Genomic DNA, 9,444 nt, shown 5'->3' with positions numbered 1-9,444 from the left:
GCACGAGGTGGGATTTCACGGTGGCGTCGCTGATGTGCAATTGTGCCGCGATGTCGTTGTTCGTCGCGCCGTCTGCGACGAGCCGCAGGACCTGGGTCTCGCGGGCGCTGAGGGTCGGTTGCGGGGAGCGCATTCGGGCGAGCAGGCGGCCTGCAATCGCGGGGGCGAGGGCGGTCTCTCCTGCTGCGGCGGCGAGGATCGCGGCGATGAGCTCGTCAGGCGGGGCGTCTTTGAGGAGGTACCCGCTGGCACCGGCTTCGACCGCGCCGAGGATGTCGCTGTCGGTGTCGTAGTTCGTGAGCACCAGCACCGCCGGAGGCGCGGGCAGAGCGCGGATGCGACGGGTTGCGTCGGCTCCGGTCTGTTCCGCGCCGAATTGCAAATCCATCAGCACGACATCCGGTGCGAGCTCGGCCGCGAGAGCGGCTGCGTCGTCCGGAGTTGTGGCTTCGCCGATCACCTTGAGGTCGGGGTCACCGGCAAGCATGGCGCGGAGCCCGGTCCGGACGACGGGGTGGTCGTCGGCGAGCACGATCCGGATCATGATGCCGCCCCGCTTCCCGCCGGGAGTGGCAACAGCGCGGTGACCGTGGCGCCGTCGCCGGGTGCCGAGGTGATGGTGAGGGCGCCGTCAAGTTGTTCAACACGCTCGCGCATGGCTGACAGACCGAAGGAGTCGGCCTCGTGTAAGTCGGCGACGGCCGAGGACACGTCGAAGCCCTGCCCGTCGTCGCGTACGACCAGTGACACGGCGTCGTCCTCACGTTCGAGCTCGATGGCGATCCGGGTGGCGTTGGCGTGACGGATCGCGTTCGACAGTGCGCCTTGGGCGATGCGCAGCAGCGCCGTCTGGGTTCCCATTGGCAAATCGAGGTCTTCGGCGGTGACCTCGACAGGAAGCGACGCGCGGTCGGATTGTTCCTGTCCGAGCCTGCGCAGAGCGGCGGCGAGGCCGTCGTCGAGTCGGGCAGGGGTGAGCTCGCGGATGATCTGCCTGGTGTCGGCGAGGCTTTCGGCCGCGGTCTCACGCGCGAGCTTCAGGTAGCCCGCGCCGGGCTCCGGGGTGTCGCGTTCGGCCGCACGCAGCAGCATCTGAATCGAGGACAGGCCCTGAGCGACGGTGTCATGGATCTCACGGGCGAGGCGTGCCCGCTCCGCCAATGCACCTTGTTCGCGTTCGGTCTCGGCGAGCTGCTGCCGGGTGCGGATCAGCTCGGCAAGAAGTCGTTCGCGTTCCTCGGCTTCACGCTGCAGTGCGCGGTAGGCGAGTCCGATCAGGAGGGCCACACCGGCGCCGACGAGGGGGCCGATGACCCCGCCGACGCTGAACCCGAGATGCAGCCCCAGGGCGAGGATCGAGAACGCGGTCGTGACCACGATCGCCGCGACCCCGCCCGGGCCGGGCAGGACGTGGAGGTAGAGGAAGAACAGCGGGAAGACCAGGTACGCCCCCTCGGGGCTCAACCACGTCAGCACCGCCCACAACAGGGTCAGCGCGGCGACCCAGACGACCGCGAACCAGTGACCGGACAAACCTGCTGCGCGACCTGAACGCGACGCCCATGCGCCGGCGAGGTAGACCGCGACGAACAAGACCCCGACGAGCAGCGTCAACGCTGCGACCGGGGAGAAGACGACGAATGCGCGCACGACCGCGAAGCCTGCAAGCCCGATCAGGAGGGCGTGCAGGCCGAAGCGGAGGCCGGTGAACACCGGGGTGAGGGTCGAGTGCGGCATGACAGCTCAAGCCTATGCGAGCCGGGGTCGCCCGCCATCAACCGAAAGTTTGATCGCGAATCCCACGGTTTAGGCGATGCCCGGCCACGCCCCTTTGAAAGGAGGGTTGAAGAGTAGCTCGGGCAGAGTGTTCGAGCGGAAAGGCATCATCGTGTTCGTCGCGTGGAGAGAGCTGCGGTTCGCCCGCGGCCGGTTCCTGCTCATCGGGGCCGTTGTCGCCCTGATCACCCTGCTCGTCGGCTTCCTCTCCGGCCTCACCGGTGGACTCGCCGCCCAGAACGTCTCCTCAGTGCTCCAGCTTCCGGGCGACCGTCTCGTGCTGCAGCAGCCCGAGAACAGCGACCCGAGTTTCGCTACTTCTTCAATCGAGGAGCACACCGTCATGGCATGGGAGCAGGCCGACGGTGTCGAGTCGGTGACGCCGGTCGGAATCGTCCAGTCGCGGGCTTCGGCCAACGGTACCGACGACCCGAGCGGGGTCGCCCTCTTCGGACTGCCCCTGGACGCTCCGGACACCGAATCGAACCCGCTGTTCGAGCTCACCCCGGATTCCGATACCGAGGTCGGCCTCTCATCCGGCGCTGCCGACGACCTCGGTGTCGAAGTCGGCGACACCATCTCGATTACCGGCAACGACTTCACCGTCGGCACTGTTGGCGATGACCTCTGGTACAGCCACACCCCGGTCCTCGTCATGACCCCGGACGCGTGGAGCGAGGCGAGCAAGCGCGTCGGCGGCACCGGTGAAGCCACCGTGCTCGCCGTCACCGGCGACGCCGACTGGGAGTCCGTTGGTTCCGAAACGGGCACGGTCGCGGAAACGCCACTGGCGAGTCTGACCGCGTTAGAGGCCTTCCAGTCAGAGATCGGGTCGCTCGGGCTGATGATCGTGATGCTCTTCGGGATCTCCGCGCTCGTTGTAGGCGCGTTCTTCACCGTCTGGACCATGCAACGCGCAGGCGACATCGCCGTCCTCAAAGCATTGGGGGCCACGACCGGTTCGCTCGTGCGGGACTCCCTCGGGCAAGCCCTCATCGTACTCGCCGCCGGGATCGGCGTCGGTCTCGCCGCAGTGATCGGACTCGGTACGCTCGCGGGTCAGGCGCTGCCGTTCATCGTCAGTCCGCTGACCACCATCGCCCCGGCCGTCGTGATGGCGCTCCTGGGCCTCGCCGGGGCAGCGTTCGCGCTGCGCTCCGTCACCAAAGCCGACCCCCTGACCGCACTCGGGAGCAACCGATGATCGAACTGCAGAATGTCACCCTCACCTTCCCCGACGGGGACAACCGCATCACCGCCGTCGATAACGTCACCCTCCGTGGAGACAACGGCACCGTCACCGGCATCACCGGCCCCTCCGGATCGGGCAAATCGAGCATCCTCGCCGTCGCCGCGACCCTGATCCGCCCCGACTCCGGCGGCGTCCTCATCGGGAACGAGTCGGACTTGATCGACGCCGCCCAGCTCTCGAAGACCGAGGCCACCGAACTGCGCCGTGAGCGCATCGGCATCGTCTTCCAGCAGTCGAACCTGCTTCCGGCGCTCACCGCCCGCGAGCAACTGCAGGTCATGGCCCGGCTCGGCGGTGGCACCAGCCGGAACAGGCGCGCGAGAATCGACGCCCGTGTCGAGGAACTGCTCGACGCGGTCGGCCTCACCGAGCATGCTGACAAGCGCCCCCACCAGCTCTCCGGCGGGCAACGCCAACGGATCGCGATCGCCCGCGGGCTCGTCCACGAACCCGAGGTGCTGCTCGTCGATGAGCCGACCAGCGCGCTGGATCAGGAGCGCGGGGCAGAGATCATGCGGCTCATCGCCGGCCTCACTCACGAACGCGACACCGCCACGCTTCTCGTCACCCACGACCTCGTGCATCGCGATGCCCTGGATGATCTCGTCACAGTCATCGACGGCCGCATCACCACCCCTGTCACAGGGCACGCGCTTACACGCTGAGCTGGACGGCAGAACGATGAGAGATGAAGCGCCCTGGGTTTGATGGAGGCTCCGGCTATTGGGATTCCACCAGGTCGGTGACGCTGGTTGGTTCAGTAGAACAGGTATGGCTACACCCATACCAACTAGATAAGGTTCAGCTCGCGCAGCTTAGTCTCGACGTCGGCATTGCTGGGCTCCACCTGGTGTGTGGCATCCGGGTAGAGCACCACGGGGATGTTGGTCCGGCCGGAGATATCCCGGGCCACATCGGCGGCGTCGGGCTCTGCCACCAGGTCAATATAGGTGTAGGCAACGCCCAGTTCATCCAGCTGTGCCTTGGTGCGGCGGCAGTCTCGGCACCAGTCGGCGCCGAACATCTTGATGGTCTGGTCTGCGAGCTCAGTCATGGCACCAGAGTCTATTCCTGCCGCCGGGACGTCTGCACCCGCCAGTGTGTCCTTGGATTCTCTGGTGGAGGCGATCGTCGTCGTGCTGCTCATCCCGCTGACGCTGGCGACGACGCTGCGCTGGGTCAGCCGCAGAGCTGATCTGCTTGCGCTGGACAGCGCCAGATTGGACAGCTGGGCATCGCCGTCGTGGCGTTTCCGGATCGTCCGCTCATCGCCCTCGCCCTGGTGCTGGGCCCTCTGGTGGAGCTCCCGGTGCTGGCGGTGCTTTCCCAGGTGCTCCGCCACCGAGAGCGGCGGACTCTGGATTGAGCCGGTATTCCCGTTACCGGTGTTGAGATATCTCACGCAGTCATCCCTTTGACCGCGACGGGTCTCAGGCCCCACACTAGAATGCAGGTGCCGGGCTGCAGGTAACCCCCGGGCTCCAACCTTTAGCCGCTACGAGCGGCCACGCGCCGTGAGGCGTTCCCAGCCCGGCACCACCTTCTTTCCTGATCCCGCGCCCCTCACCTGGGGTTTTCACATGCGGCGAACTGTTCACTTAGTGGCTATAGACTCTGCATCTGTACGTCACTTTCTGTTCACCTTCGCCGCACCGCTTAAGGGAATCAGTACTGCATGATCGCGCTTCACCGTCAGCGTCACACCCAATCGACGGACCTGCTCACTGAGATCGCACAGCAGGTCCGCGCGGGTGCAGGCCTGCTCGCACAGCTGCTGGGCACACCCGGCGGCGAACGTGCAGCTCACCGAGAGGAGCTGCTGAGCCTGGAGGGCCGGACTATGGACCTCCACTTCGCCCTGATGACTCATATCCGCAGCGTGTTCCTGACTCCGCTGCCAAGGGAGGACATCTATAACCTCTCCCAGCAGCTGAACCGCACCATGGAACATGTCACCGCCGCCGGTGACTTCATCCTGACCCGGCATCATCTGCAGCTTCCTCCGCAGAGCCACGCCCAGCTGGAGACGCTGTCGCGGCAGGTGGACTTGACGACCACAGCTATGAGCCGCCTGGAGGACTTCGATCACCTGGAGGACTACTGGGCGCAGATGCAGCGCCTGTCCAAGCAGGCCAATCGCACCCATCGGGAATGGGTGACTTCTACTGACTCAGCTTTCCAGCCCAATATCGCCTTGCAACAGTCTGAGCTGGCCAAAGAGATCCTCGCCGCGGTGCATGCCCAACGGGCCGTCGCCGTGATCTGCGGTTCCATCATTGTCCGGGAGTCGTAGAACCCGGTGGAACTGCTTCTGATGATTCTCGTCGGCGTCGTGATGATGCCGACGCTTTATGTGGCGGGGCTCCATGATGTGCCCAACTCCATTGCTATCCCGGTGCGCACCCGAGCGCTGACGCCTAAGCTGGCGACCCGAGTAGCTGCCCTGTTCAACACCCTGGGTGTGCTCCTGGCGCTGCCGCTGGGCCTGTACATGTACTCGTGGTTCGATTTTCCTGCTATGGACCCGGGGCTGACCCTCGCGGTGATTCTCAGTGCGCTGATCAGTCTGCTGGGCTGGAACCTCTTCACGTATTTCCAAGGCGTACCCACATCGACGACCCACGCGCTGCTGGCAGCGCTGCTGGGCGGTTCCCTTGCGGCGGTGCAGGTGGCTGATATTGCCACTGAAGAAGTACTTGCTCTGCCCTGGCTGACCCCGTTGTTTACTCTTCTGCTTTCCCCACTGGTGGCCTTTGGTGCAGCGTATCTCCTGGTGTTCCTCGCCGTGCGATTAGCCCGCGGTGAGGACCCCCATGAGGTGAATCGCATCTCTCGCGGAGTTCAGTCGGTTAGTGTGGGCTTAACCAGTATGGGGACCGGGCTGCAGCAGGGTCAGCGCTTCGCCTTTGTCCTGATGCTCGCCCTGGCCGCAGCCGGGGTCACCGATCCAGAGACGTGGATGGCCTGGTCGTATGTGCTTTTCGCCCTGCTGATCGGTGCGGGGTGTCTGCATGGCGGATGGCGTATCGGCCACGTGCTGGGACACCGCTTGGTGGCTATCGATCCGTTGCGCGGCATGGTGGCCACCACCACCACTTCCGGGCTGCTCTTTGCAGGTTCCTTAGGACTTGCTCTGCCGCTGTCCACCTCGCTGACCTCGGCCAGTGCCATTATCGGCGCAGGTTCGAATCAGCGCTTCGCCACCATCAACTGGCGGCAGTTCCGACGCATCATCATCTTCTGGACGGCCACCCCGCTGGCATCCGGTCTCAGCACTGCAGTACTGACTCTGGTGATGGCACCGCTGGTGCTTTAACGCCGGCGCCCGACGCTCAGCACGCAAGACGAAACGCCCCGCCGCAGCACTTTGCAGGTGCCGCAGCGGGGCGTCGTCGTTGGTGGTACCTCCGGTTTATCCGAACTTGCCCGAGACGTAGCGCTCGGTCTGCTCGTTGGAGGGGTTGTTGAAGATGGTGGTGGTATCGGCGTACTCGATCATCTTGCCGGGCTTGCCGGTGCCGGCGATGTTGAAGAAGGCAGTCTTCTCGGAAACGCGGGCTGCCTGCTGCATATTGTGGGTCACGATGACGATCGTGTACTCCTTCTTCAGCTCGGAGATCAGATCCTCGATCGCCAGAGTGGAGATGGGGTCAAGTGCCGAGCAGGGCTCATCCATCAGGATCACATCGGGCTTCACCGCAACGGTGCGTGCGATGCACAGGCGCTGCTGCTGACCACCGGAGAGGCCTGATCCGGGCTTATCCAAGCGATCCTTGACCTCGTTCCAGAGGTTGGCACCACGCAGCGCGGTCTCCACGATCTCATCAGCCTTGGAACGACTCATGCGCGCGCCGTTGAGCTTGTAGCCCGCCAGCACGTTCTCGCGGATGCTCATGGTGGGGAACGGGTTGGGGCGCTGGAAGACCATGCCCACCATGGTGCGTACTGTCACCGGATCCACACCGGATCCATAGATGTTGTCATCATCGAGCAGCAGCTCGCCTTCTACGCGAGCGCCGGGCAGCACCTCGTGCATCCGGTTCAGGGTGCGCAGGAAGGTGGTCTTGCCGCAGCCGGAGGGCCCGATGAAGGCGGTGACCGACTTAGCCGCGATCTCGATGTTGACGCCTTCCACGGCCAGGAAGTCGCCGTAGTAGACGTTGAGATTCTTAGCGGTAATGCTCTTGGACATGTCTGTTATCTCACTCTTTCTTCAGCTGCTTCGGCGGGCTCTAGCGGCCGGTTTTCTTCGGCGCGAAGATCGTGGCGATAATGCGGGCAATAAGGTTCAGGCCCATCACGATCAGGATCAGGATCAGTGCCGCCGCCCAGGCACGCTGGAAGGACGGGTCATGGTAGGTCGGATGCATCGGTCGGGTGAACTGCTGATAGATGAACACCGGAAGGGTGGTCATCCATCCCTCGAAGGGGTTCCAGTTCACGCGGGTAGCGAAGCCGGCGGTGAGCAGGATCGGTGCGGTTTCACCGATCACGCGTGCAATCGACAGCGTCACGCCCGCAGCAATACCGGAGATCGCCGTCGGGATGACAACTTTCAGGATGGTCCGCCACTTACGCACGCCCAGCGCGTAGGAGGCTTCGCGCAGCTCATTGGGCACCACGCGGAGCATCTCCTCGGTTGTGCGTACGACGACGGGGATCATCAGCACGCTCAGCGCAATGGCGGCAGTGACACCCATGGTGGAGCGGCCCGGGACCGGGATCCCCAGTGAGTCGGCGAAGGAGAGGAAGCTCGCCATCGCAGCAGCGCCGAAGAGGCCGGCCACGATGGAGGGAATACCGGTCATCACATCCACGAAGAACGTGATGGCACGGGAGAGCGGCCCGCCCTGGGAGTACTCCACGAGGTAGATGGAGGTCAGCAGACCAATAGGCACCGACACCAGGGTGGCCATGAGGGTGATGACCAGTGAGCCGATGATGGCATGCCGGATACCGCCAAGGACTCCGTGCTCACCCTCCTGGGTGCCGGCATCTGTGCTGGCGTTGATGCCCTGCATATCCGAGGTCAGGAATCCAGCGTTGGTCAGACCTTGGAAGCCCACGATGGCGACCGACATGATCACCGAGACCAGCGGCAGAAGGGCCAGAGTAAAGGCTACATAGATCAGGTTTCGCCAGAACATGTCCTTGGCTTTGCGCCGGTTGATGCGCACTAGCGTGATCACATAGGCCAGGACCAAGTGGATGACTGCTGCGAAGACGAACCAGAGTGCCCAGTTGATACTGAACTCTTCGGCGTCGCCTAACAGCACTACCAAGGCAAAGCTGAGGAGAAGGCTCACTGCAGCGCAGGCGGGCAGGAACCAGCGGGGCTGGATATTTCCGGTAAGACTGTTGGGCCGCAGCATAGCGGCCGGCTCGTGGGGCGGCTCGTGTCCGCCGGCCGGGCCCTGGACTGATGCCGGGGTGGGATTCTTCGTCTGTGTGCTCTCGATCATCAGTTGGCTCCTGAGAATTCCTTATGGCGGGAGACGATCCAACGCGCAAGCATGTTCACCAGCAGGGTGATGACGAAGAGCACCAGGCCGATGGCAATGAGTTCATGCCAGTGCACGGAGCCTTCGCGCGACTCCGGGAAGTTCGAGGCGATATTTGACGGGATCGTGTCATGGCGGCCGGATTGGATGATGGACCAGGCGATGGGGCCGGAGGAGAGCACCAGCACCACTGCCATAGTTTCGCCCAGTGCGCGGCCCAGGCCCAGCATGATGCCCGAGATGATGCCACCTCGAGCGAACGGCAGAACCGTCATAGTGATCATTTCCCACCGGGTGGCACCTAGTGCCAGGGCCGCTTCTTCGTGCAGCTTCGGGGTCTGGATGAAGATTTCGCGGCAGACGGAGGTAATGATGGGCAGGACCATTACCGAGAGCACCACACCAGCGGTGATGATGGTGCGTCCGGTGGGTGAGGGGGATCCGCCGAAGATCGGGATCCATCCCAGATATTCGTTGAGCCAGTTGTACAGGGGCACCAGCTGTGGGGCCAGGAAAGTCATGCCCCAGGCGCCGTAGACCACAGAGGGGATGGCAGCCAGCAGATCGATGACATAGCCGATGCTGCGTGAAGCACGTGGCGGTGCGTAGTGGGAGATGTAAAGGGCGACGCCGATGGCTACCGGAGCCGCAATCAGCAGCGCGATCACCGAAACAATGAGCGTACCGATGACCAGTGGCCAGGCGTGGCTGATGAATTCGCCGATATGGAAGCTTGCGCTATCTGCCTGGCCGTCCTGATCGTGGTAAATCGCGCCCCAGGAGTTGTAGACCAGGAAGAACGCTACGAAGGCGAGGATGATGAGAATACCGATACCGGCGAATCTCGCCAGCCCAGCAAAGCCTCGATCCAGGCCGGCACCAGCCCGGTCACCGCTGGCCAGCGAGTTCCCGGTC

The 9,444-nt window shown here is 64.1% G+C and carries 10 protein-coding genes; 4 read left to right on the top strand and 6 right to left on the bottom strand.

The window, feature by feature from the left end; translation table 11 throughout:
• The coding region (locus TX78_RS08450; RefSeq protein WP_044495319.1) for a response regulator transcription factor at positions 1-544 on the bottom strand (544 nt) is incomplete at its 3' end.
• Positions 541-1,737 (bottom strand): sensor histidine kinase, encoded by a 1,197-nt coding sequence (locus TX78_RS08445; RefSeq protein ID WP_044495318.1) that lies wholly within the window; start codon positions 1,735-1,737, stop codon positions 541-543. The genes TX78_RS08445 and TX78_RS08450, both read right to left, overlap by 4 nt.
• Before the next feature lie 151 nt (positions 1,738-1,888).
• On the opposite strand from TX78_RS08445, the gene TX78_RS08440 reads away from it, so the two are divergent.
• Both TX78_RS08440 and TX78_RS08435 read left to right on the top strand, forming a co-directional pair.
• Positions 1,889-2,980 carry an ABC transporter permease gene (locus TX78_RS08440; RefSeq protein WP_044495483.1) on the top strand — a complete coding sequence of 364 codons (1,092 nt, stop codon included), beginning with the start codon at positions 1,889-1,891 and terminating at the stop codon, positions 2,978-2,980.
• A complete protein-coding gene (locus TX78_RS08435) occupies positions 2,977-3,693 on the top strand; it encodes an ABC transporter ATP-binding protein (RefSeq protein ID WP_044495317.1) in 717 nt (238 codons plus the stop codon). Before TX78_RS08440 ends, TX78_RS08435 begins: the two co-directional genes overlap by 4 nt.
• A gap of 125 nt (positions 3,694-3,818) precedes the next feature.
• Here TX78_RS08435 and TX78_RS08430 read toward each other — a convergent pair whose 3' ends face one another.
• Positions 3,819-4,082 (bottom strand): glutaredoxin domain-containing protein, encoded by a 264-nt coding sequence (locus TX78_RS08430; RefSeq protein WP_044495481.1) that lies wholly within the window; start codon positions 4,080-4,082, stop codon positions 3,819-3,821.
• Between the two features lie 621 nt (positions 4,083-4,703).
• Between TX78_RS08430 and TX78_RS08425 the strand changes: the two genes are divergently transcribed.
• Both TX78_RS08425 and TX78_RS08420 read left to right on the top strand, forming a co-directional pair.
• A complete protein-coding gene (locus tag TX78_RS08425; protein ID WP_044495315.1) occupies positions 4,704-5,321 on the top strand; it encodes a DUF47 domain-containing protein in 618 nt (205 codons plus the stop codon).
• Between the two features lie 6 nt (positions 5,322-5,327).
• Positions 5,328-6,344 carry an inorganic phosphate transporter gene (locus tag TX78_RS08420; RefSeq protein WP_044495313.1) on the top strand — a complete coding sequence of 339 codons (1,017 nt, stop codon included), beginning with the start codon at positions 5,328-5,330 and terminating at the stop codon, positions 6,342-6,344.
• Between the two features lie 96 nt (positions 6,345-6,440).
• On the opposite strand, the gene pstB is transcribed toward TX78_RS08420, so the two are convergent.
• Genes pstB through pstC form a run of 3 tightly spaced genes read right to left on the bottom strand, consistent with a single transcriptional unit; the run spans position 6,441 to position 9,431 of the window.
• On the bottom strand, positions 6,441-7,220 hold the full coding sequence (gene pstB / locus TX78_RS08415; RefSeq protein ID WP_044495311.1) for a phosphate ABC transporter ATP-binding protein PstB: 780 nt from the start codon (positions 7,218-7,220) through the stop codon (positions 6,441-6,443).
• 40 nt (positions 7,221-7,260) lie between these two features.
• Positions 7,261-8,490: a phosphate ABC transporter permease PstA gene (gene pstA, locus TX78_RS08410; RefSeq protein ID WP_233722211.1), complete on the bottom strand. Its 1,230-nt coding sequence runs from the start codon at positions 8,488-8,490 to the stop codon at positions 7,261-7,263.
• Positions 8,490-9,431: a phosphate ABC transporter permease subunit PstC gene (gene pstC / locus TX78_RS08405; protein ID WP_044495477.1), complete on the bottom strand. Its 942-nt coding sequence runs from the start codon at positions 9,429-9,431 to the stop codon at positions 8,490-8,492. Before pstC ends, pstA begins: the two co-directional genes overlap by 1 nt.
• Between the last annotated feature and the right edge of the window lie 13 nt (positions 9,432-9,444).

Origin of the sequence: Nesterenkonia massiliensis (genome assembly GCF_000455245.1) — a bacterium.
Taxonomy (GTDB): Bacteria; Actinomycetota; Actinomycetes; order Actinomycetales; family Micrococcaceae; genus Nesterenkonia; species Nesterenkonia rhizosphaerae.
The sequence above is the reverse complement of the archived record's forward strand: the minus strand, read 5'-3'. Positions and strand labels throughout refer to the sequence as shown.